Raw genomic sequence first — 23,495 nt, 5'->3', positions numbered from 1 at the left:
GGAGTGGAAATATGAAAACACATATTGCATGGGCTGCAGCTTGTTTATTATTGATATTGCTGACCGGATTTTTTACGAATGGACAGCAAACGTATAAAATTGAAAAGTTAAAGGATAAAAATGAGGTTCTGACAGAAAAAAACAAGGAATTGAACCATATAGAATCAACAAGCAGCGCTTCGGAAAATAAAGCATTTTTTGAAGCGTTCTTTAATTACTCTGATATAGATAAGCGATATGAAACAGTTAAGAAGTATACAACCGGAAAAGGGTTTGACTATGCATTTCCTTCTCGCTCAGATCAAAAGCACACAGTCAGCGTGCAAAGTGAATTACTCTCATTGGAGAGTTATTCAAAACCGTTAGATCCATCTCATGAATTGTTCTTAAACATTGTTGAAGTTGCCACAACCGCGAATTCAGTAACTACGAATCAAGTGTTGATTGTTCAAACTACTATGAAGAAAGAAAAAGATGGTTGGTTAGTCGATAATGTGCAGGTTAAGGGAAATGGATAAAGTTTACTTTCTCTGGTCCGGTAAAGTCTGAAATTTCCTAAATGGCTCTTTGTTCTCTCTTAGGAAACTAATTGTTGCAATGTATATTCAATATAGATACAATGAAGGTATAGTGTATATACAATGTATATACGGAGTCAGTACACCTTAGTACAATAATTAAGCGTGTGGGAATATAATTTGTTTTGAAGAGTATACTGTGAATACAAAAAGATCGAAGATGCTGGTAACATCTCCGATCTGCAATAGAATAGCTCCTGCAAGGGAGTCGGCTTTTTTCCAAAAGTCTAATTTATGAGTAGGAACGCCAAGATGTAGGAGTCTGGGGCGTTCTTACTTTTTTTTATTTGTGAAATTATAGGCTAACGTCAGAATTGCTACAATTAGAATTCCGAAGGAAAGCATCAATTGAATTGCACTTTCTACTGCCATATTCTCACCTCCCTTCTTTCCAAACGTGGAGGTGAGCCGAACGCCCCTACAAAAAGCCGATCTATCGCTAAGTTTTACTTTATAGGAACTTAATGGAGAAAACAAGAGTAGATTTGTTTTATAAATTAACTTATTATGTATCATTTTGGATAAAAATATGGAAAATGGTGAATTGTTTATTTATACTAAATATTGAAAAAGGAGGGGATTGTTAGTTTTGAAAAACCTTTTTATTTTTCTTAGTTTGATGATGATGTTTGTTTTAACTGCATGTGGTGGCAACAAGTATGATGATGCGATTGATGATGTAATTAGCCAATATAAAAAAGAAAGAGAAGTAAATAATCCAAATTACGAAATAACAAGAGATAATGCCTTGGTTAAAGTTTTTGATGGTGGAAAATATATCCAAGTCGCTTTCTATACGTCTAAAGATTATAATGATGAATTATCTTCGTTTTCATACTACGAAAAGCAAGGTGATGAATATACAAGGCTAGAAGACATGTCAAGAACTGGCGAAAATGATCGTCTTGGCTTATCAAGGAAAACACCAGACTATGAAGAAGCAAGAGGTAAAGAAACTAAGTTAGAGGAGTAAACTATGGGTTTGCTCCTCTTTTTCTGTTTATAAAAGGATTGCCGTGATGTTGGTGTCAAGTCGCAAAAGTATTGGTAAACGCAAAAAAACAACAAGGGTTAGATATAATATTCCTTTTTCTCTTTTTATTTTAAAAACTTCTTTCTTAATTTAATGAATAATAATCATTATTTAAGTGAATCATTTTAAAAAAAAGTTGTTCTCATAAATTTTCATACCAAGTATAATTGAATTACTCATATAAGAAAAGGTGATAAAGTTTTGGTGCAAGTAATAAGAGGAGCCTCAGATAAATATGCTTCATTACAAAGTCTGACTGAATATTTCGAAAAAAGGACGGATATTCATGGTTTACTATATGTTGGATATCCTATTATAGGTAATGTTGATGGTGCTCTTGATATTGATGCAATGTTGATTTCAAAAGAGCATGGAGTACTTGTTTTTGATCTTTGCGAAGAAGTAAAAGTAGAAGATAGAGAAGAAATAAGAGACGAATTATATAATAAACTAAGGGCAAACCTTAGTGAATATAAAAGTCTACACAAAAAAAGGACTTTTATGGTTAATATTGAAGTTGTGACTTACGCCTCTGGATGGAAGGGGTTAACTGCAGAGGAAAAAGAGGAAGATGTGATTACTAATCATAGTGAGTTAGACAAATTCCTAGAAGGAATTACTTGGGGAAATTCTCAATACTATGAACATTTATTACAGGCAATTCAAGCCATAACTAAAATAAGAAATACTCCAAAAAGAGAGTATGTTAAGAAGATAAATTCTAAAGGAGATAAATTAAATAAACTTGAAGCATCAATTGCTAATTTAGATCACAAACAAAGCGCTGCTGTAATTGAAACAGTGGAGGGACCTCAGCGTATAAGGGGATTAGCTGGATCAGGAAAAACTATTGTATTGGCCTTAAAAGTTGCTTATCTTCATAGCAAAAATCCGGATTGGAAAATAGCAGTTACTTTCAATACGAGAGCATTGAAAAAGCAATTTGAAGATTTAATTACTAGATTTGTGTATGAACACACTAGGGATGAGCCAAACTGGGACAAAATCAAAATAATTCAAGCTTGGGGAAGCCCCAAATCTGAAGGGATTTATTATAACACTTGTTTAGCTCATAATGTTGAGTATTTAGATTTAAACATGGCTAAACAAAGAACTTATAAACAAGATAAATTTCAATTTGTCTGTCAAAAAGCTTTAGAAGAAATCAACGAATTTAGACATTTGTATGATCTAATATTAGTTGATGAGGCTCAAGATTTTTCGAAAGAATTCTTAAAGATTTGTTATGGAATCTTAGGAGAATCAAAAAGGCTGATATTTGCCTACGATGAATTACAAACTTTAGGTGATTCCTCAATGGCTACCCCTGAAGAAATTTTCGGTGAGAAAGAGAATGGTAAACCATTAGTAGTATTGAATAATGAGGATGATCGACCAAGGCAGGATATTATTTTAGATGTTTGTTACAGAAATCCAAGACCTATTCTTGCAACAGCCCATGCTTTAGGTTTTGGAATACATCATGAAAATGGTATGGTACAAATGTTTGGTAATGAAACTCTTTGGAAAGATGTTGGTTATGAAGTTGTCGAAGGAGAACTACGCGAGGGAGAACAGGTAACCTTAAAAAGAACAAGTCAAGCAAGTCCTTTCTTTCTAGAAGATCATTCGGACATTGATGATTTAATAAGTTTTGAAGCTTTTCAAGATGAGAACGAGCAAGCTGATTGGCTTGTAGACCAAATCTATAAGAATATATTTGAGGATGAATTACGATATAAGGACATTATGGTAATTCATACTGATCCGTTAACAACAAATTCTGCAGTAGCGAGTATCAGACAGAAACTTTTTGCGAAGGGAATAAACTCACATGTAGCAGGAGCTGCGAATCCGGATATTTTTGTGGAGAGTGATTCCATTACATTTACAGGCATATATAGAGCCAAGGGAAATGAAGCTGGTATGGTATATGTGATAAATGGTCAAAACTGTTATAGCGGATATCAATTAGCAAAAAAGAGAAATATTTTATTTACAGCAATTACACGAAGTAAAGCATGGGTAAGAGTTATAGGAATCGGTCACTCTATGCAAAAGTTAAAAGAAGAATTTTTAAAAACTAAAGAAGATGATTTTCAATTAATCTTTAGGTATCCAACAGAAATGGAAAGACAAAAAATGAAGGTGATTCATAGAGATAGAACAAAAAGTGAAATAAATCGTATGCAAAAACGATTAGGGAGTTTAGATGAAATAATACGAGATCTCGAAAACGGAGATTTATATATTGAAGATATACCAAGTGAATATTTAGAGATATTAAGGAACATTATATCCGATGAATCCTAAATTAGTGATTAAGGAAATAAACGGTTTAATTTCAGATGTTATAGCTTGTGGTGTGTGTATTGATCAAAATTTCCCTAGTCAAACTGAAACAAGAAGTGGATGTATTGAAATTGGGTGGGGCGAATCTAATCATCTATCTATTGCGATGAAAAATGTGGATTATGAACATATATATCGTGTATTAGATGAGCGACGTTTATATAGCTTTAAATTAATTGATGGTGCTTTGATTCAAATTATGTATAAATTTGATAGTGTAGGGTTAGTATCTCATAGATTAGCTTTCTTTCCATCGTATAGTTTGGAAAGTTATCAAAATGATCCTGAGCTATATGAAAAAGAAGATTTATATGCAGATATATTAGCGAAAAACCTAGTACCAGTTCCTATTAGATTTGACTATAATAGAGATGAAGACGGTAATCCACAATTTCATCATGCTAAGTCACACCTCACCCTGGGTCAGTACAAAAACTGTAGAATACCAGTAATAGGACCTCTTTCTGCAACATCATTCGTTGATTTTATATTAAGAAACTTTTACTCTACATTACATCAAACGTTAAAAATTAAAGATGACCAGTTTGTTAAATTTGAGAGAACAATTACAGCTGATGAGGAAAGACTCTTACACTTAAACATGATTTAACATTATCAATTAGAACCCAGTTTCTTGTTACAAAATATAAAAAGTGGAGTAAATGAGTATAACTCAAAAAAATGCAATTATAATAGGATGTCATAAAGAATGATACGTATTAACCCACGAGGGGGGGGAATAAACATTTAGAGAGGCTTTTCGCCTCTCTTTTTTTTATTCTCAGTTACTGTCAAGACGCAAAAGAATTGCTATAACCGAAAAAAAACCGCAAAGGAGTAGATATAATGTACCTTTTTGTAATTCATCTTTGTAAAATAAAGGGTGTTCTGACATAATACAATTAATGTAAATATTCTCACAATTTATGTAAGGATGGGGGAATTTTCTTGCGGGGTGTTTACTTAGATAAAGATAAAATTCCGTACGACATAGTCACAAAAAAGTTAAATGATTGGTATACATCAATAAAAAAAGATCAAGTTGAGCAAGCAGAGATTATAAAAACAGAAGTAGAGAAAGAATTGCTAAACATGGAAGAAAACCAAGATGCCTTGTTATATTATCAGCTATTGGAATTTAGGCACGAGATAATGTTGAGTTATATGGAATCAAAGGAAATAGATGTCCTGAACAGTGCTTATGAGACTATAAAAGAGATTGAAGAGCAAGGGCAATTAACCGGAATGCTGGAATACTATTATTATTTTTTTAAAGGTATGTATGAATTTAGGCGTAAAGAATTGACTACGGCGATAAGCGCCTATCGAATAGCAGAATCAAAGTTGTCGGAAGTTGAGGACGAAATAGAGAAAGCAGAGTTTTTTTTCAAAGTGTCCTATGTGTATTATTATATGAAACAAACTTATTTTTCCATGAATTATGCTAATCGTGCGCTAAAAATATTTAGAGAGTATGAGGAATATGCTGTTCAAACGTTACGCTGTCAATTCATTGTTGCCGGAAATTATATTGATTCATTGGAATATGAAAAGGCATTACAAGTTTTTTTTGAATCATTGGAGATAGCAAAAGAAATAAATATTGATCATTTAATTGGAATGTCTCATATAAATATCGGTATATGTTTTGATGAATTGGAGGAATATACAAAGGCATCTCGTCACTTGGAATTGTCTTTAGAGTATTTAGAAAAATGCAATAATTCTTTTGTGTCGAAAGCTTTATTTATTTTGACACATGTCAAAGCGAAACAGAAGAACTTTAATTTGGCTTTTGAATATTTTAAGAAAGGGAAAATGTATAGTATTAAAAATAATGATAATGAATACGAGGCGAAATTCAAAATATTAGAAGGACTTTACTTTTCAAATGGTGAATATCATCATATTGAAGATGCTTTTACTTATCTAGAATCAAAAAAATTGTATGCTGATGTTGAGAATTACGCCATAGAAGTTGGGGATTACTTTCACCAAACGGGCGATTTGGTGCTTTCAAACCAATATTATCGTTTAAGCATTGAAGCCAGACAAAAAATAAAAAAAGGAGAGATTATCAATGAAAATCACTCGGGCTCTGTTGGCAGTGCTGGTATTGAGTAGTGTTTTAACTTTGAATCATTTGCAAACTAAAATGGAAACAAATCATGAAATAAAGATTGCATCGGACAGAGTTGCAGCATGATTTTTTTGATTGGTACAATACATTCAGCCGATGACATATGATCATTTATTAGTGGGGTTATTTCAAGCCTCGTCCCGTGCCCATTTACTGCCCAGTATTAATAACAAATCATGAAAATCAGTGTAAACGAAATAACTAAGTGCTATAAATAAAGGCTTTTGTAAATGAAGATATGATTTTACTAGGTTGAGGGACTCAATTTAGATGAAGATACCAAGTCATATTGGTATCTTTTTTGCTTTAGATTTATTAAATCTCCTTTAGGAGTTCATGACTTGCCACCAATCTCAGGTCTTGAATCACACTGAATGTTATGTTCTCTTAGAGTCTTCGCAAAATGAAAAAACAGACAATTAAATTGTCTGTCTCAACAAATATTTTTTTCTGGTTGCATCTCAAGAATGGAATGAAAATAACTTACTCAAAATCATTCCAATTATCTAAGTAACGGTATAATGTTGTTTTACTGATGCCCGTTTCTTTGGTGATTTGCTGAATGGTATACTGCTTGCTTTGATACATCTCCATAGCACGGCGGACATTATGATCAGGTTTTCTCGGACGTCCTGTATTTTTCCCCTTTAATTTTGCCTCTTGAATTCCAACCTTTGTGTTTTCACTAATTATGTCAAATTGAAATTCGCTGACTCTTTCTAAAAAATCGAAGAAAATGGAGCCGTCTTTTTTGGAGGTGTCCACATTATCTAAAATCGAAATAAAGTTGATTTGTTTTGTTTTGAAGAATTGAATGATATCAATTAGGTTTTTTGTAGAGTCGGCAATACTGTACAACTTATAAATGACTACGGTATCTCCGATGTTTAAACTTCTACATAATGACTCAAATTCTGGTCTGTTTTTTGCTGAATTTGTTTGTTCAATATATATCTTTTCACAGTTGAATTCTTTAAGTGCGGCTAGCTGTTTTGTTATATCCTGATCTTGACTAAACGGACGTGCATATCCAAAAATCAAATCATCAACCCCTGATGAATTTTGTATATTTTATTATAACAAAATAAGATGGATAGCGCAGAGTGCGCTATTAGTTCCAAAAAAGATCTATTTTGGTACAAAAAATTGTAGACATTTGAATTCTTGTTTGTTACATTTTAAATAGTTACAAACGGCCCTGACTTCTATGAGAGTTAGAAGTCAACAAAAATAATCATAAAGAGGTGTACTGTATTTTATGTTAAAAAAATTAAATATGGAGTGGTTCTCAAATATAAAAGGGGACTTATTAGCTGGTATTGTCGTTGCTTTAGCATTAATACCTGAAGCCATTGGTTTTTCCATTATTGCAGGTGTTGATCCTATGGTAGGATTGTATGCTTCATTTTGTATTGCTGTAGTGATTTCTTTTGCAGGCGGCAGACCTGCTATGATTTCTGCGGCTACTGGGGCTATGGCTTTGTTAATGGGAACGTTGGTGAAGGATCATGGATTACAGTATCTGTTTGCTGCTACGATCCTGACGGGTATCATCCAAATCATATTTGGGGTTCTGAAAGTGGCGCGATTAATGAAATTTGTACCTCGATCGGTCATGGTAGGTTTTGTTAATGCACTGGCCATTTTAATTTTCATGGCACAAGTTCCTCATTTTGTTGGTATATCCGGTATGACATATGTGTTTGTCGGCATAACCTTAGTCATTATTTATTTGTTCCCGTTTATTACAAAAGCTGTTCCAAGTCCTTTAATAGCGATTGTATTTCTCACGGTCGTTTCTATTTGGGGTCATTTTAATGTTCAAACAGTTGGAGATTTAGGAACAATCAAACAAGCTTTGCCGAGCTTTTTGATTCCCGATGTTCCATTAAACTTTGAGACGCTGTCAATTATCTTCCCGACTTCTATTGCTCTTGCTGTCGTTGGTCTGCTTGAGTCGCTGTTGACATCTTCAATTGTAGATGACATGACAGACACAGATAGTAATAAAAACAGAGAGAGTCGAGGACAAGGCATTGCCAATATCGTTGCAGGATTTTTCGGCGGTATGGCTGGATGTGCGATGATCGGTCAATCTGTTATTAACGTAAAATCCGGAGGGAGAGGCAGACTGTCAACCTTTACGGCTGGCGTGTTCCTCATGTTTTTAATACTCGTTTTAGGTGAATGGGTTGTTCAAGTTCCTATGCCTGCATTGGTTGGCGTTATGATTATGGTTTCAATTGGAACATTCGATTGGTCTTCGCTCCGAACGCTTAGAAAAGTCCCACTTACTGATACAGTTGTCATGATTGTTACTGTGATTACAGTTGTAGCAACAGATAATTTATCCATTGGTGTAATTGTAGGAGTCATATTAAGTGCCATATTCTTTGCTTCTAAAATCTCTAGAGTGAAAGTGGATATTTCTTCTGTTTCCGAGAAAGAGGTTGTGTATGACATTAAAGGTCAAGTGTTCTTTGCTTCTGTTCAGGAGTTTGTGAATTCATTTTCATATGAAGATGTAAAAGAGCGTGTTGTGATGAACTTTTCAGAAGCACATATTTGGGATGATTCAGGTGTCGCCGCAGTGGATAAAGTTATCTTGAAATTCAAAGAGAATCATGCAGATGTTAAATTGGTCGGCTTAAATGAGTCAAGTCACAATTTGATAGAAAAGCTTGCTACTTACAAAAATCCGAACGCACAGCCGTCAGGTCACTAAGGGGAAGGTGAAGGGGTATGTATAAAAATATCTTGTTGGCAGCTGATGGATCAGAACATTCTATTCGATCAGCAGAACATGCAATCCGTATAGCAAAACTGGTACCTGATTCAAGAGTGGAGATCATTTATGTTAAGGACTTTTCAAAAGCAAAAAGTGAAGTGCTCCATACTTCTAGTACTGAAGAATTGGAAATGGAAAGACGTAAGAAGTTAGACCCGATTATAAAAAAATTTGATCAAGCTGGTGTACAACATGATTTAATCATGAAACATGGAGAACCAGGACCCACAATTGTCTCTTATGCAAATGAAAATCAATTTGATATGCTCATAGTAGGAAGCAGGGGATTGAATTCATTACAGGAGATGGTGTTGGGCAGTGTCAGCCATAAAGTTGCTAAACGAGCAAACTGTCCTGTGCTGATCGTAAAGTAATCGTTGAACAAGTCGATTAAGAATAAATCGGCTTGTTTTTTTGTGTGATTATTTTAGTAGACATGGCACCAATGACATGTCATGTAACCTTCTGGTGATGAACAAAACTACTCCAATTTCACTCCACAATATGAATAAATCATTGTAAAACAACATAATCAAAATAAATAAACACTGATATATAAAGGTTTTGTAACAGAAAACACAGTTTCACTTTATTGAGGGCCTAGTGGGTGAATAACCCGTGGAGGTTCAAGTCCTCTCGGCCGCATCAATGATACCAAGGGTTTTGACGAACTTGGTATTTTTTTGTGTTCATTTTTATATGATCTACTGTCCACAAACTGCCCACTTACCTAAGCTCATCTTTCCTTTTGTTTAAATATAAGTGTCCCAAAACATCAATTGTTGTTTTTACAGAACCATGATAGTGCTTTCTCTTCACGTTCAGATCAAAAGCACACAGACAGCGCGCAAAAAAATAAGTGGAGTAGACTAATGGAAGGCCAACACAAAAATTGATAAAGGGCCATAACATATTAGTATATAAAATATGTTATGGCCCTTCTTGTTCTACTACCGCATCTATTACTTTGTGTGTAAATGTTACTTTATGATGGAATAAAAACAAGTATCAGTTAGCTTACTGCCATCTGCAGATAAATCATCATTTCTTAAAGTGCCTTCGAATACAAATCCTAATTTTTCTGGAATAGCACGACTTTTAAGGTTTGTTGATTCACATCTTATTTCAATTCTTCTAAATTTTAAATTGTTTAACCCAAAGTCAGCTAATTTCTTTACTGCTTCTGTCATATATCCATTTCCACTACATTTAGAATGTATCCAGTACCCAATTTCACATTTAGGAATGGTCCAGTCAATTCTCTGAAGGCTGGTTATTCCAATAAATTCATTGCAATCTTTATCAAAAATAAGGAACCGAAAACTTTCTCTCTTTAAAAAATCTATATGAGCATTTCTTACATTGATCTCTGTCTCTTCAACAGTTGGAAGTTCTTGAGCAAATGGCAACCACACTTTTAATTCAGCAAAGGAATCTCTAATTTCTTGGTTTACAATATTCCCGTCTCCTGTTTGGTGTGGTGCTCGTAGAATGAGTCTTTCTGTTTCTAATTGTATAGGAACATCTAACAACAAAGGGTTCACTTGATTTCTCCTCTCCAAAATGAAATATTGAAAAAGATAGTAGTTATAATTTCCTGTTAATCTGTCTGGAAGGGGGGACTCTGAGATCATCTTCTTTCTCTTTCATTTGTTAATCGATGACGTCTTCAGTAAGAATTGAATATTTGTTATACTCATCAAAGAATTTTTGAACTCTAGAGTAATTCACATTTAACTTCACATACATTTGATTTTGGTCTGCAATTCATCAATCTTATTAAGTTCGTACTCATAATCACAGTTTTCTTCTAAAACAAAATTCATAGTTTCAAAGAAACTTTTTGCATTCTTTAAGAGTGATTCAAAAAAAACAAGTTTCGGTAGTAATACTTTTTGTTTTTGGTCAATTTCAAATAACAACATATCATTCGATATTGATTTCATTTTCAATAGAAGGGGTTGATCTGGAAAATAAGTTTCGCTTTCTCCTGTTTCAATATATTCTTCAATTAGATTTAAAAAATAAGCCCACAATTGGTCAACCAAGTCCCACATAGTGACATCAAGCAAATCTTGTTCACCATATTTTAAAATAATCGCCCCAGATAAATAGTAAGAGTCTAACTGTGGTTTTATGTTCTTTAGTCCCTCTATATTGCTAAGTGGAACAAAGTAATCGTCAATATTATTTTTTAAGATTGAAAGATCGTTTATCTTCTTATTTGGCCTAAGAATTAATGATTGAATATAAAACATTTTACCTCTCCTATTTTTCAGGATAGAATTGTTCTACTCTCCCTACCTCATACGATCTTTATATCTATTGCTCCGTTTTCAGCTTCAGATAACAAGGACGGGCTTCAAAACTGTCAATGTAGAGAATTCATAACTAAATATTACCATAGATGTGAAAGAATCAAAGGAGGTACTGAATCTTAGATCCTTTAAACATTATGGGACTTACAAAGTTGAGGGATTTTATTTAGAGGAAGATACCAAAAATACTAGTATCTTTATTATTTTTGGTTTGGAGGTATAAGTCTTTATAGTTCATATTCAAATTAATCATCATCTAAAACTCATAACAAACGTAGGTGATGGGAATGAAAAAGGAATTGCAATAAATATAGATTTCAAAAGGTGAGAGTCTATCTTAGAAAACCATACCAAAGCATCTTGGTATGGTTTTCTAACACCTTTATTTTGAGAATTGTAAAGATTAATCTTCCCAATCCTCATCTTCATCTTCATCTAAGTCCTCTTTACCTTTTTCAAGTCGCTGAAGAAAAAATTCAAGAAAATTACTTGCAGCAGTATAACCATATCCTTCACTGTTATCCCAAAGAATAACTGGACACTCTCCATCCACCATTCTGTTTGTATCAAGACAATAAGAGAATTCATCTATATACTCAATAACAACAAGACCTGGTATAAGACCGTAAAATGTTCTGTATTCTTTTGTTTGCTCTACAACTTCAGCGCCTTCAGAGTCATAACCAAGGATCATTGTTCCGTATGCACCACCAGAACCATACTCTTTTAAAAACCATTTATAACTTTCGGGGAGAGAAACTTCAAGTTCTTCTTCTATCTCATGAATCTCTTTCTCGCTGATGCCTCCAGTGATAATAGAGAATTCTTTGTTTTCTTCTAAAAACTTTTGTATTGTTGAGTAATCCATAACATTCACCTCTTACTGTTGTTTTTCAAATTGTTGTGCTCTCCACTTCCAATATTTCTTTCTAAAACTGTCGTATTGAGCAGAAAGTTCGGGATTGTTTCTAAAACTTTGCCCGTTTTCCTTTAAACCATGGAGAATATTGTGATATTTTTTGTGCAGGCTTTCAGGAACTTCAACGATTGTACCAGGTTCTTCTTGGATTAAATGATGTAGGTTTATTTGTGTTCCGTCCTTTGAAAAAGGTGCATTGCCAAGTTTCATTAATTGAAGATTTGTTTGGCCTTTACGATTTTTTTGATTAAGGTCTATATCTTTTAACATATACACTTTTCGGCTTACGTCTTTTATATTTCCTTTAGCTTTCACTTTTCCTTCTATTTCAGCAGCAGTATATTTTTCTTTATTTAACCAAGGAACATCAATGTATTTCCCCGTAAAAGGTTTTCGAGTTACATCAGCTACCTTCTTGGAAAACTGATGAAATGATTTTTTATAACTCTCCCCATCTATTGTGTTGAATGGAAAAGTCCCTGAACCGCCAGCCATTGCATATTGTTGTTCAAAAACATTTGGTATTTTAACGTATTCAATACCTTTTTTTATTCCTGCTTTTGAAGCTTCAAGTGTCTTAATTGCAGCAACTTTTGAACCGGCTTTTGCAACTTTGGATACTTTATCAATACCTTTCGGACCAACTATTGCAAGAACAACAGTGCTGCCGACATAGGACACCCATTTTGCTCTGCTGTAGCTATCTCCATTAATCATATCACGTTGGAAAGTGTCTTCTATGTCTTTTGCTATGATCTTATAAGTATCGATTGGATGTAAGACTGCGTTCACCGTTCCCGAAAGCGTTTCAATAGGGTGCATTGCGAGTTGATAGAGACCTATCACTGTATCTTTACCGGCTTCATACATTCCCATTGCAATACCTTTTCCAATTTCAGCTTTTTGTTGGAGTTCTTCGAGTTGGCGGAAATAAACTTGCTGGTCAGGTTCCATATTCTCGTATCCTATTTTCTTCGCAATTTTTAAATACTCGTCTGGATCTGTTACCTTTACAAGCTGTTTTTTCAAATCTTTTATTTCGATTTCGTGTTTTTTAGCTTCTTCTTTTTTGATCTTCAAATAAGCTTCAGATTGCTTCTCGATATCGCTTTTTTTCTTATGTATATCGCTCTCACGATATGCCTTGGCATTATAGTGAAGGGGTGTAGCGTTCTTGCCCTTACCTGTTGATTCCTGTAACTTTTGAAAGTCTGCTTTAATGAATTGTTCGTTAGGTTCAGTTATTGCATATTCAGTTTTTAAGTTTTCGTCCACATCGCCTATTTTATCAACAGTCTTTTTCCGTTTGTTTTCGGCAGAAGAGAGCTCATCCTTAAAAGTCTCTGTTGAAAATAAATCAAGTGGAAGAATGTCATCGATATCATTCAGAATATCTTTCATTGCTTTCTTCTGCTCAGACATAATTGATTTTGATTTTTTATATGCGTTTGCTAATTCATGTTCCAAGAAGGATTCTTCGATATATGCATCAGATAAGCTGGCATCTTCTAGAACACCGGAGATACTAGTAAGGAAAGCAATCTTCATTTCAATTAAATCAATCCATTGATCAGTGACACCCACATGATCGTGATAAAATGCTTTGATATTGTTTGCTCCCTTGCCAGAGAACTCACTGTCATCCAGATCAGCAACAGCCTTAAATGCTTTTCTTAGCTTAATCATTTGATTTTTCAATTCTTTATAATCTTTTGCTCGGTTTTCAGCTTCAGATAACAAAGACTTAGCTTCAAATACCTTCATTGTCCAATCCTTTCAGTGATTTTGTATCTAAATATTACCATGGAATAGATGTGAAAGTTTTAAAGAATGTTTAAGGAGAGGGAACGAATTTTAGATCATTTGAGCATAATGAGAGTTGGAGAAGTGGGGAAGTATAGGGTGTTTTTTGCCCACCATATATTAACCATAATTCATACAAAATATCACGGATGATCAATTCCAGCACCTCTTGTCTGCGTGGAGAAAGAAAAGTAAACACCTGTACGATGTTATTGTCTGATTTAAAAAAGAGCATTCCGTTATAGAATGCTCTTCATAAGTTATATTACCAATTGATGCAAACTGCCAATCCACCAACGCCTGTAATTTCAGCTGCTAAACTTTTAAACGCGCTGCCTCCAACCCTTAGTTTTTCTTCCCATGTAGTAGCACCGGCTAGAAGTTTAGCAGTTTCTTTAAGACCACCAAGTTCCTTTATATACTTCTTTACTCTTATTATTTTTGCAGCTGCAAACAAGTTTGATCCAATGAACCAAGTTATAGCTGCAGCACAAGCTCCTATTTTAGCCCAATCAGGATCTGCGATAACTGGAAATGCAGTGTTTTCATTAAAATCTATTACTTGAATCAACGAGTTTCCCTCGACTCTAAAATGAGAAGGGATATCATCTTTATTCGCATCTTTTGCCCAAGCTGGACTAAAAACACTTGTAACAATGTTATCAGAATCCACAACAAATACTTCTCCCGTATCAAACTCTTCACCTAGGTATTCTGCTGCGCTTATTAGTTTGCTGCCTTTAGGCAATTCCAAATCATATTTATACTCTTTAGGAGCCTTTTTATTTTTAATTTTTATTAAATTTCTTACTCCATCTTTTGTTGGTTGAACACCAAAACCCACACTGCTTTTTGGATGATCAAAAACAATTGTCCCATTTTTAGTTGCTACATCAGGGGCGTTTAGTTTTCCAGTTGGTAAGTGGATGCTTGTTGATACATTATTAAAATGTATTGATTTTTTTGAATCCTTAGGTATTTCTATGATTCCACTCTCATTTCTAACGACTGAGTATGTATCAGTACTTTCGTTTGATTTCATTATGTTTTGAATTCCTGTAACATGTTCAATATCTTGGGCTGTTTGCTGAATCTCCTTATGAACCTCAGTTGTTTTAGCACTTGATACTTTTGGATGGATAACTGAAATGAACAGTGCCAATGATACAATTAATGGTAAAGATACAAATAAACGTTTCTTTAAATTTCTCATTTTTGTCTCCTTTCTTATACTAGTAATTTTATAGTATAATTAAATTTTAACATAGATTACAATTATTTAAAATGGAGGAATTTTATGTTTGGGGTAATTATTCTGCTAATTTTAGGATTATCGGTTCTTGCAGCTGGTTTTTTAACTCTAAAAAGAGAATTGTCAATTGAATCTGTTTCTATATCTTCAGCTGATGAAGCCAAATCAGAAATGAAAAACATCTTTAATGACCATGGCTGGTTTTATCTGTCTGGAGTAGCCCTTTTCATGCAGTTTGTTTTTCGGGGTTTCCATTTTACATTTGAGTATTTTTTTCATGCATTTTTAATTAGCTCCGGAATCCAGTCACTATTTTATCTTTTCAATAAAAAAGAGCTGGGCTATAAAGTTTGTGCGGTTATTGTTGTTAGCTTTTTAGTTATTTATTTATAACAAACAAGGAAAAAGAGTGATGAGTCGTCCATCACTCTCTTTTTCTACGTAAATTAACAATTTGACAAAGACTAGAAGGCATCTTTTCCGAATTCAGCTATTTGAGAGGGTCTTCGATATCACGGAAATAAATTTGCTGGTCAGGCTCCAAATTCTCGAATCAATTTTTTAGCGATTTTTAAATACTAATTTTTGGGTCTGTTACTTTTATAAGCTGTTTTTTCAAGTCTTGAATTTCATGTTTTTTCGTATGAAGAAGGGCTCTTCGACATATGCATCTGATAAGCTGGCATCTTCTAGAACACCGGAGATACTAGTAAGAAAAGCGATCTTCATTTCAATTAAATCAATCCATTGATCAGTGACACCCACATGATCGTGATAAAAAGCTTTAATATTGTTTGCTCCCTTGCCAGAGAACTCACTGTCATCCAGATCAGCAACAGCCTTAAATGCTTTTCTTAGCTTAATCATTTGATTTTTCAATTCTTTATAATCTTTTGCTCGGTTTTCAGCTTCAGATCACAAAGACTTAGCTTCAAATACCTTCATTGTCCAATCCTTTCAGTGATTTTATAACTAAATATTACCATGGATTAGATGTGAAAGTTTCAAAAGTTGTTTAAGAGAAGTCACAAGTGTTAAATCATTTAATAATAATGAGATTTGGAGAAGTGGTGAAGTATAGGGTATTTTTTTTCTCACCAATTATTAACCATAATTCATACAAACTTATAGAAATGATGTAAAGTGAAGTTAGTAAGTGTAATGAAAACAAGCTTCCATAACCAATGATACTGATTTACTATGTTGAGGGCCTAGTGGGTGAATAACCCGTGGAGGTTCAAGTCCTCTCGGCCGCATCCCAATAATACCAAGGGTTTAACCACCTTTGGTATTATTTTTTTGTGCTTATTTTTAAATGATCTACTGCCTACAAACTGCCCACTTCATAAATTAAGTATCTACAACAGACACGGCATCCTTTTATAGTAGTAGTCTTTTTAAACTTTACGTTTTTTTCAAGGCATCGCCAATAACGAACGGAAAATCAGACCATCTGAACCGGTAAAAGTTCACTCAGATGATATCCGTGCTGATAAAAAACAGGATAATGTACCTGCCAATAAGAGTAAATCAATTTTATAGGCGGCAGGGGTGGCGAATTTGAAACGGTTTGCATTGCACCGGAAGTCGAAGGGTTTAGGGCTGTATTTGAAAAGTACGGCCGTCAGGAAGGCGTTTTTGACCAAGTGAATATTATTGTGGCGCTCACCATGCAGGAAAGTGGTGGTCTTTAAAGACCTGGTGTCAAAGAATCCCTCACTTTTTATTTTTCAACTCCGAATGAAACATCTATATATTGCACAATTGATTTTTTAATTTCTCGACAGCCTGAGGAGTAAACCATGTGTTTACTCCTCTTTTTTCTGTTTAGATACAATGTATCTTTTTGTAATTCATCTTTGTAAAATTGAGGATGTTTATTTCTTTTAATCTTAAAAAGGATTACTTTTCAGAAGAGTTACCAAAAGTAATTCTTAAAACAATGCCCATAATAATAATTGCAATTAGTCCAATAATATTAACTATTGTTGAAATAGATTCATTATCTACAAAAATGTTAACAATAAACGAACCTGCAACAATCAATAATATCAAAGAATAAAAACTTTTTTTCACAAACACACTCCTATTGCAAAAATAATTCTATAAAAATATTGTAAAGTAGTTATAACGTGAAGAAAAGCATTAAACAATTGGTCATTGTAATCTGTTTCTCTCTAATTTTTACCACTATAACAATACCAATAGCTAACGTGAAAGAAAGTTCTAATGATGTTTCTTCTGAGCAAGTTAATGTAGAAGCTCAAATCATGAAAAGAACTCTCGAACCTCTATTAGAATTAATTGATCAAATGCCAGAGGATGTTGCTGAACAAGGAATAAACTCCGGTATTGAATGGTTAAACGTACATAAAGGGAACGAATTTGTAGGTTATGAATTTGTGGTTGATGGAGAAAACCTGACTGCTGTTAAAACCGCCCAAGAAAGTATAGGACCATTTATAGTACTGAGTACATGGAGTTGCATTTCTAGTGCTGCTAAAGCTATAGCAGTAAACGCTATCCCATGGGCAAAGATCTTAAAAGTTAAAAAAGCAGCAAAATTAATGGGCGGACTAAATTCAATGACAAAAACAATTATTACAGCTTATAAACATCAAAGAAACCTAGGACTTTCTAGAACAAATGCTATAAAAAAAGCCGTAAAAGTATCTACTAAGGCACTACCAGATGAAACTCAAAAAGTCGTACTAGAATTCTTTAGTTTAGGTGACGTTGTTGATAATTGTTTCTAATTGTTTTAAAAACGGGATACAAACAGGTTTAAATTATTAAAACCTAAATTATAAAAACCCTTAAAATAAAGGAGAAAGCATATTAGACATATATAATATGTTTTCTCCTTCGTAATGGATTACAGACACAGTCAAGATATTGTTGTTGAAGCCCACTCACCAATCGCTCACGGTGCAATTCTTGATATAAACGATACAGAGCATTTATTAAGGTTTCAATTTGGGTTTTACCTTCCGAAGAATCTTTTCGTGAACTGACATCGTACACCTAAATATGAGAAAGTTGGCGCTGAGTGCCAATAGGTGGGTGGTATGCCAATTAATGGCGAAAATGATCGACTGGGCTTATCAAAGAAAACACCAGACTATGAAGAAGCAAAAGGTGAAGAGACAAAGTTAAAGGAGTAAAACGTGTGTTTACTTCTCTTTTTTTATTGTTGGATTCCTTTTACAATTTGCGATGTTCAGGACATTTTTTAAACACACTAGAAAATAAGGTATTTTTGTGCTTTTTTTTTAAGCTCCATGAATTGCCATCAAATGCAAGGCGTAGTAACTTTTCGAAAAACTTTTGTCGGTTGATACGCAGGGTTCAAGGCTTATCAATCATTGTTTGACTAAAGATATGGAATAGTTTAGGATGAAAGTAAATATTTATATTTTATACACTGGGGGAGCTTTTAGAAGCTGAGAAGAGACACAAGTCCTGACCCTTTGAACCTGATTTGGTTAACACCAACGTAGGGAAGTGAAAAAAATAGAGAGATTTTTTATCTTATCTATATTTAAGCCACTTTCCATATGAAAGTGGCTTTATTTATTTTGAAAGGGGATATTAAAGTGACAACTAAAAAAGTTTTTTTAGCAGGACCTTTTAAAAGTTTAGTAGATGTGAATACTGGATTGATGAGTTTACATGAAAGGGAGAAGTTAGAGTCATTAATTTCTTTTTTTGAAAATGAAGGATGGTTAGTTCATAATGCTCACAAGCGAGAAGGATGGGGGAAAGATTTCATGACACCCCAACAATGCACTAAAATTGATTTTGATGAAATACGCTCTTGCGATCTTTTTGTAGCTTTTCCTGGCTCACCGGCTTCTCCTGGAACGCATATAGAAATAGGATGGGCTTCTGCCTTGAAAAAAAAGATAGTGTTATTACTAGAAAATGAGAGGGATTACGCATTCTTAATTCAAGGGTTAAGCGTAGTAGCTGATGTTGAATACATTAATTTTAAAGGTACTGATGATTTATTAGAGAAGATTAAAAGTATCCTTATGGAATACAAGGTGGAATCTTAATGAGAAAGAAAACTTTTCATGAAGCATATATGGAAACCCTATATGACATCTATTATTACCCTGAATTTTTAAATTCACCGCGTGGACAAAATAGCAAAGAAAAATTGAACTATCATCTGACCCTTGAAAATCCAATAGAACGTGTCACTTACTTACCCTCTAGAAAAACAAATATCGTGTTTAATTTTGCTGAAGTTTTATGGTATTTATCGGGGAGTAACAACTTAGATTTTATTAGTTATTACAATAAAAAAATGCCTTTATATTCAATGAATAAAAAAACATTAACAGGTACTGCGTATGGACCTAAAATATTTGAATTTGGAAACGCAAAACTAAATCAATGGAATAGAATAAAAAATCTTTTGACACAGGAAGACATTGATTCAAAAAGGGCATTTATTCAAATATTCGATGCCTCGGAACTCTTCGTTTCTGGCAATATTGATGTTTCTTGTACAATAGGTTTGCAATTTTTCATAAGAGAAAACAAGTTATACATGTCTTCCATAATGCGTGCAAATGATGCATTTCGAGGAATGATTAGTGATCTTTTCTCTTTTACATTTATGCAAGAATTAATGGCTAGAGAACTTCATTTAGAAGTCGGAGAATATTTCCATAATGTTGGTTCCATTCATATCTATGAGTCCGACAACGAATGGGCAAAAACAGTACTTGAGGAAGCTAAAACTCATAATGATACCTCGGCTTTTGAATTTCCTAAAATGCCTACCGGGAATAATTGGCCTTTTATTGAAACAGTTTTAAAATATGAGTCTTTGCTTAGAAAAGATCAAATTTCAATGTCAAGGCAGGATATTGAAACTTTAGATTTACCTGAATATTGGGAACAAATTCTCTTACTTTTTAGTATATATCAGCATATTGCTTATAAGCGAGATATGGATCATTCATTATTTCAAAGCTTACTTCCTACTTATCAGTTTTTTGTTAAAAATAAGTGGTTTAATTACTTTTCAACTAAACAAAAGGAGGAAATTTAATGAAAACTTCTTGGAAAGAAGACAGTGTTGCTGGTAAATTCGATGCTTATAACGACGTTTTAGAACAAACATTAGGTTTTGAGTATGTTTTTCGTAAATTTGATAAAGCGGATATTAAAAAGGTGCTCGATTTTGGCTGTGGACCCGGTAAGGTAGCATATAGGTTAGCTGACAGAATAGATTGCAATGTAATCGCAGTAGATGAATCAAGTAAGATGTTGGATATAGCAAAGAAAAAAAGAAAACATTCACATGTCGACTATCATTTAATTGAACATGATAACCTTTCCTTCTTACCAGATCATTCAGTTGATGCTGCTATGGCCTGTTACGTCTTTATTAATACAGATAGTGATCAACGTATCAAAAGAATTATGGGTGAAATTTTTCGTGTGTTAAAACCAGGTGCTTCTTTTGTTATACTGGATACAAACCCTGACTCAACTGGAAAAGAATTTTCAACCTTTCGCAACGGAATACCGGGGAAAGAGTATTCTTATGGAGAAGAAAGAAATGAGTGGCTTCATGTTCCTGAACAAGAAGATTTAATTTTAAATGACTTTCATTGGCCGAAGTCAATGTACTATAAACTTTTATCTAATGTAGGCTTTGAAAGTGTAACATTACTGGAACCAACGTTAAACGATATTGACGGAGAGCAGTTAAAGGCCATCGAACAAAAATTTAAATTTAATAATTGGAAAAGTGAAAAGGAATACCCACCTTTTATCATTTTTGAAGCAGTGAAACCTACCTTAGGAGGAGTATGAGTTGACGGATATCTATAAAGCACTTTCGATTGCTGGAACAGATCCAACCGGGGGAGCGGGAATTCATGCAGACTTAAAAACCTTCCAGGAGCAGCAAGTATTTGGAATGGCTGTTATTACATCAGTTGTTGCTCAAAACACACTTGGTGTGAAGAGTTTTGAGGAGGTATCTCTGAATAATATATCTCAGCAAATAGACTGTGTCATCGGAGATATAAAACCAGATGCTGTAAAAACTGGTATGCTTGCAAGCGTGGATATTATAGAACTGATAGCTGAAAAATTAAAAGCGGCTAAAATCCAATCGTATGTGATGGACCCAGTTATGGTTGCTAAAAGCGGTCATCATCTGCTTCATAAGGATGCCGTTAATCATTTGAAAAAATTATTAATACCTCAAACAACTGTTATTACACCAAATATTCCAGAAGCAGAAGTAATCATCGGCAAATCAATTAAAACTGTACAGCAGATGCGCGATGCTGCTAAAGAAATTGTGGAAGTATACGGGGCAAAGAGTGCTGTCGTAAAAGGGGGGCATATGAACGGAGAAGCTCGTGATATTATGTATTTTGATGAGGCCTTCGAGGAGTTTGTTTCCCCTCGCTTTGATACAAAACATACCCATGGGACAGGCTGTACTTTTTCTGCTGTCATCACTGCAGAGCTAGCAAAGCAACACAGTATACCAGAATCAGTAGCAACTGGAAAAGAATTTATCTCAGCAGCCATTAAACATCCTATAGGGATTGGGAAGGGACAAGGGCCTACAAATCATTTCGCGTATCGCTCAATCATTAACCCCACGACAGCTACTTAAGGAGTGTTATGATGATCTATAAGGAATATGATGTATTTTTATTCGACTTAGACGGAGTTATTTATATAGGAGACAAAGCTTTACCAGAAGCTGTTTCTTCTTTAAAACGCCTCCGTGAAGAAAAGAAATCCATTCGTTTTTTAACGAATGATCCCTGTGTTACAAGAGAAACGATTGTTAAAAGGCTTCATAAGCTTGGTATTTCAGCAAGTATTGATGAAGTGATTACTTCGGGGTGGGCAACAGCTGATTACCTTGTTAAGGCTGGAATAAAGAGAGCATATATATTAGGAAATGATGAACTTAAAAGCGAGATTCGAAAAGCTGGTATTGATCTTGAAGAAGACCTAGCAGAAGCTGTTGTCATTGGATGGGATCACAATATTACTTTTCAAGATATACATAAGGCGGTAAATCTCATCCGCAGTGGGGCTTCATTTATTGCTACAAATGGGGATAAAACATTTCCCACCGCTAAAGGACCAGCTCCAGCTACAGGTGCCATAGTTGAGGCTGTTAAAACGGGAGCAGATAAAGAGCCCATCATCATTGGAAAGCCGGAGTCTTCAATATTTGAAAAAGTACTTGAGTCCTTTGAAGACAGAGAAAGATGCGTCATGATTGGAGATACACCTGAGACAGATATTATTGGAGCGAACCGAATGGGTATACCTTCTATCTTAGTTTCTGATCAAAATACTTTATTTCCTGTAGAACATGACTTTAGAAATCCAGATGTTGTGATACGCAATTTGAAGTATTTGTTCGATAGTGAAGTTATGATAGAAGTACGTGAGAAACCAGATTATCAATGGACAGAACAAGTGAAAGCTGGAGTCGCTGGAATAATAATCAAAGAATCAAGTTCGGTTTTATTAATGAAGCGTGCTGATAATGGTCTATGGGGCATCCCTTCAGGACATGTGGAACCTGGTGAATCAGTTGAACAAGCGATAATAAGAGAAATAAAAGAGGAAACCGGATTAACTGTTAAAGTTTCTAAAATGATAGGAGTTTATTCAGATCCAAGCTCACAGACATTTATTTACCCTGACGGAAGAGTCAGTCACTTTATTACCAACTGTTTTCAATGTGAAGTGATTGGAGGGACATTGAAAAAAAAGACAGAGGAGGCCTTAGAAATTAGGTATTTTAATATTCACGAGTTACCAGATACTCTATTGCCAATGCATCCTAGGTGGTTGGAAGATGCTTTAGCACAGAAAAACCTTGCTTTTATTCGTTAAATTGACTTTATATTTTCAATTAGTAAGATGAAGTATCCGATGAGGTATGCAAACAAGTGTGAAGGGAATCAAATAGAGAAGATGCCAATGATTAAATTGGTATCTTTTTTATTTTTCATCCCTACAGATTTATCCTTGATGAAGTATCAGTGATTATTTTGTACACAAAATGAAAGTAACTTTATGTAAACATAGAAATGGAATGAGCCTTCACACTTGCGATATAGGATCTGAAAAACAAAGAATTGCAAAATGAAAAAAGACTGGCATGTCGAATTGGGGGCGTTAGGAATAACAAATAAAGAAGCAACCCCTATTTGGATACAAATACAAGAAAAAATCGTATACGATGTTGGTAAAGTACTATACGAAAAATTCTTGAAACTCTTAAAGCCACGATAATCAATTAA

Annotated in this window: 22 protein-coding genes, 3 pseudogenes and 1 riboswitch; of the genes and pseudogenes, 16 read left to right on the top strand and 9 right to left on the bottom strand. The window is 34.2% G+C overall.

Features of this window, described 5'->3' with window-relative positions:
* The first annotated feature begins 11 nt into the window (after positions 1 to 11).
* Positions 12 to 518, top strand: a complete 507-nt coding sequence (locus tag BV11031_RS15760; protein ID WP_010331222.1) for a hypothetical protein — start codon at positions 12 to 14, stop codon at positions 516 to 518.
* Positions 519 to 851: 333 nt separating this feature from the next.
* Here the strand turns inward: BV11031_RS15760 and comI are convergent, their stop codons facing one another.
* Positions 852 to 950, bottom strand: coding sequence for a competence inhibitor ComI (comI, locus tag BV11031_RS22985; RefSeq protein ID WP_186437250.1), 99 nt, complete (start codon positions 948 to 950; stop codon positions 852 to 854).
* 217 nt (positions 951 to 1,167) lie between these two features.
* Here comI and BV11031_RS15755 point away from each other — a divergent pair, with 217 nt between their 5' ends.
* From BV11031_RS15755 to BV11031_RS15740, 4 genes are all read left to right on the top strand, one after another.
* Positions 1,168 to 1,551, top strand: coding sequence for a cystatin-like fold lipoprotein (locus BV11031_RS15755; RefSeq protein ID WP_010331221.1), 384 nt, complete (start codon positions 1,168 to 1,170; stop codon positions 1,549 to 1,551).
* Positions 1,552 to 1,815: 264 nt separating this feature from the next.
* The gene (locus tag BV11031_RS15750; RefSeq protein ID WP_241210335.1) at positions 1,816 to 3,924 is read left to right on the top strand and encodes a DEAD/DEAH box helicase; all 2,109 of its coding nucleotides are present in this window, start codon (positions 1,816 to 1,818) and stop codon (positions 3,922 to 3,924) included.
* Complete coding sequence (locus BV11031_RS15745) at positions 3,914 to 4,573, top strand: DUF2290 domain-containing protein (RefSeq protein WP_010331219.1); 660 nt, start codon at positions 3,914 to 3,916, stop codon at positions 4,571 to 4,573. Before BV11031_RS15750 ends, BV11031_RS15745 begins: the two co-directional genes overlap by 11 nt.
* A 338-nt stretch (positions 4,574 to 4,911) precedes the next feature.
* A complete protein-coding gene (locus BV11031_RS15740; RefSeq protein ID WP_010331218.1) occupies positions 4,912 to 6,087 on the top strand; it encodes a Rap family tetratricopeptide repeat protein in 1,176 nt (391 codons plus the stop codon).
* Positions 6,088 to 6,586: 499 nt separating this feature from the next.
* On the opposite strand, the gene BV11031_RS15735 is transcribed toward BV11031_RS15740, so the two are convergent.
* A complete protein-coding gene (locus BV11031_RS15735) occupies positions 6,587 to 7,144 on the bottom strand; it encodes a recombinase family protein (RefSeq protein ID WP_010331217.1) in 558 nt (185 codons plus the stop codon).
* Positions 7,145 to 7,361: 217 nt separating this feature from the next.
* Between BV11031_RS15735 and BV11031_RS15730 the strand changes: the two genes are divergently transcribed.
* Positions 7,362 to 8,828 (top strand): SulP family inorganic anion transporter, encoded by a 1,467-nt coding sequence (locus BV11031_RS15730; protein ID WP_010331216.1) that lies wholly within the window; start codon positions 7,362 to 7,364, stop codon positions 8,826 to 8,828.
* A gap of 17 nt (positions 8,829 to 8,845) precedes the next feature.
* Entirely contained in the window at positions 8,846 to 9,265 is a 420-nt protein-coding gene (locus BV11031_RS15725; protein WP_010331215.1) for a universal stress protein, read from the top strand.
* A gap of 606 nt (positions 9,266 to 9,871) precedes the next feature.
* Here the strand turns inward: BV11031_RS15725 and BV11031_RS15720 are convergent.
* The 5 genes from BV11031_RS15720 to BV11031_RS15700 all read right to left on the bottom strand — a co-directional run bounded on the left by BV11031_RS15720 (position 9,872) and on the right by BV11031_RS15700 (position 15,144).
* Complete coding sequence (locus BV11031_RS15720; protein ID WP_010331214.1) at positions 9,872 to 10,435, bottom strand: GNAT family N-acetyltransferase; 564 nt, start codon at positions 10,433 to 10,435, stop codon at positions 9,872 to 9,874.
* Between the two features lie 195 nt (positions 10,436 to 10,630).
* Positions 10,631 to 11,149 (bottom strand): hypothetical protein, encoded by a 519-nt coding sequence (locus tag BV11031_RS15715; RefSeq protein WP_010331213.1) that lies wholly within the window; start codon positions 11,147 to 11,149, stop codon positions 10,631 to 10,633.
* A gap of 463 nt (positions 11,150 to 11,612) precedes the next feature.
* Positions 11,613 to 12,077, bottom strand: a complete 465-nt coding sequence (locus BV11031_RS15710) for an SMI1/KNR4 family protein (RefSeq protein ID WP_010331212.1) — start codon at positions 12,075 to 12,077, stop codon at positions 11,613 to 11,615.
* A 12-nt stretch (positions 12,078 to 12,089) separates the two neighbouring features.
* Positions 12,090 to 13,892 (bottom strand): T7SS effector LXG polymorphic toxin, encoded by a 1,803-nt coding sequence (locus BV11031_RS15705; protein ID WP_010331211.1) that lies wholly within the window; start codon positions 13,890 to 13,892, stop codon positions 12,090 to 12,092.
* A gap of 304 nt (positions 13,893 to 14,196) precedes the next feature.
* Positions 14,197 to 15,144 carry a hypothetical protein gene (locus tag BV11031_RS15700; protein ID WP_010331210.1) on the bottom strand — a complete coding sequence of 316 codons (948 nt, stop codon included), beginning with the start codon at positions 15,142 to 15,144 and terminating at the stop codon, positions 14,197 to 14,199.
* 84 nt (positions 15,145 to 15,228) lie between these two features.
* Here BV11031_RS15700 and BV11031_RS15695 point away from each other — a divergent pair, with 84 nt between their 5' ends.
* Complete coding sequence (locus BV11031_RS15695; protein ID WP_010331209.1) at positions 15,229 to 15,576, top strand: hypothetical protein; 348 nt, start codon at positions 15,229 to 15,231, stop codon at positions 15,574 to 15,576.
* 255 nt (positions 15,577 to 15,831) lie between these two features.
* Here the strand turns inward: BV11031_RS15695 and BV11031_RS15690 are convergent.
* Positions 15,832 to 16,128: pseudogene (locus tag BV11031_RS15690) on the bottom strand (T7SS effector LXG polymorphic toxin); the annotation flags it as partial.
* Between the two features lie 587 nt (positions 16,129 to 16,715).
* On the opposite strand from BV11031_RS15690, the pseudogene BV11031_RS15685 reads away from it, so the two are divergent.
* A pseudogene (locus BV11031_RS15685) lies at positions 16,716 to 16,871 on the top strand (endopeptidase); the annotation flags it as partial.
* Positions 16,872 to 17,085: 214 nt separating this feature from the next.
* On the opposite strand, the gene BV11031_RS22675 reads toward BV11031_RS15685, so the two are convergent.
* Complete coding sequence (locus BV11031_RS22675) at positions 17,086 to 17,259, bottom strand: hypothetical protein (protein ID WP_010331207.1); 174 nt, start codon at positions 17,257 to 17,259, stop codon at positions 17,086 to 17,088.
* 56 nt (positions 17,260 to 17,315) lie between these two features.
* On the opposite strand from BV11031_RS22675, the gene BV11031_RS15680 reads away from it, so the two are divergent.
* From BV11031_RS15680 to BV11031_RS15655, 7 genes and pseudogenes are all read left to right on the top strand, one after another.
* A complete protein-coding gene (locus tag BV11031_RS15680; RefSeq protein WP_010331206.1) occupies positions 17,316 to 17,939 on the top strand; it encodes a hypothetical protein in 624 nt (207 codons plus the stop codon).
* Between the two features lie 312 nt (positions 17,940 to 18,251).
* Positions 18,252 to 18,347: pseudogene (locus BV11031_RS22980) on the top strand (lipoprotein); the annotation flags it as partial.
* A 252-nt stretch (positions 18,348 to 18,599) separates the two neighbouring features.
* Positions 18,600 to 18,703: riboswitch (TPP riboswitch) on the top strand.
* A gap of 76 nt (positions 18,704 to 18,779) precedes the next feature.
* Positions 18,780 to 19,241 carry a nucleoside 2-deoxyribosyltransferase gene (locus BV11031_RS15675; protein WP_026014579.1) on the top strand — a complete coding sequence of 154 codons (462 nt, stop codon included), beginning with the start codon at positions 18,780 to 18,782 and terminating at the stop codon, positions 19,239 to 19,241.
* On the top strand, positions 19,241 to 20,248 hold the full coding sequence (locus tag BV11031_RS15670) for a thymidylate synthase (protein ID WP_010331203.1): 1,008 nt from the start codon (positions 19,241 to 19,243) through the stop codon (positions 20,246 to 20,248). Before BV11031_RS15675 ends, BV11031_RS15670 begins: the two co-directional genes overlap by 1 nt.
* A complete protein-coding gene (locus tag BV11031_RS15665) occupies positions 20,248 to 21,018 on the top strand; it encodes a class I SAM-dependent methyltransferase (protein ID WP_010331202.1) in 771 nt (256 codons plus the stop codon). The genes BV11031_RS15670 and BV11031_RS15665 overlap by 1 nt, the downstream gene beginning before the upstream one ends.
* A gap of 1 nt (position 21,019) precedes the next feature.
* Positions 21,020 to 21,838, top strand: coding sequence for a bifunctional hydroxymethylpyrimidine kinase/phosphomethylpyrimidine kinase (thiD, locus tag BV11031_RS15660; RefSeq protein ID WP_010331201.1), 819 nt, complete (start codon positions 21,020 to 21,022; stop codon positions 21,836 to 21,838).
* An 8-nt stretch (positions 21,839 to 21,846) separates the two neighbouring features.
* Positions 21,847 to 23,085 carry an HAD-IIA family hydrolase gene (locus BV11031_RS15655; protein ID WP_129550788.1) on the top strand — a complete coding sequence of 413 codons (1,239 nt, stop codon included), beginning with the start codon at positions 21,847 to 21,849 and terminating at the stop codon, positions 23,083 to 23,085.
* Positions 23,086 to 23,495 lie beyond the last annotated feature (410 nt).

The organism is Bacillus vallismortis (assembly GCF_004116955.1).
In the GTDB taxonomy this organism is placed as follows: domain Bacteria; phylum Bacillota; class Bacilli; order Bacillales; family Bacillaceae; genus Bacillus; species Bacillus vallismortis.
Note: the sequence above shows the minus strand (reverse complement) of the source record. Positions and strands in the feature narration are given on the sequence as shown.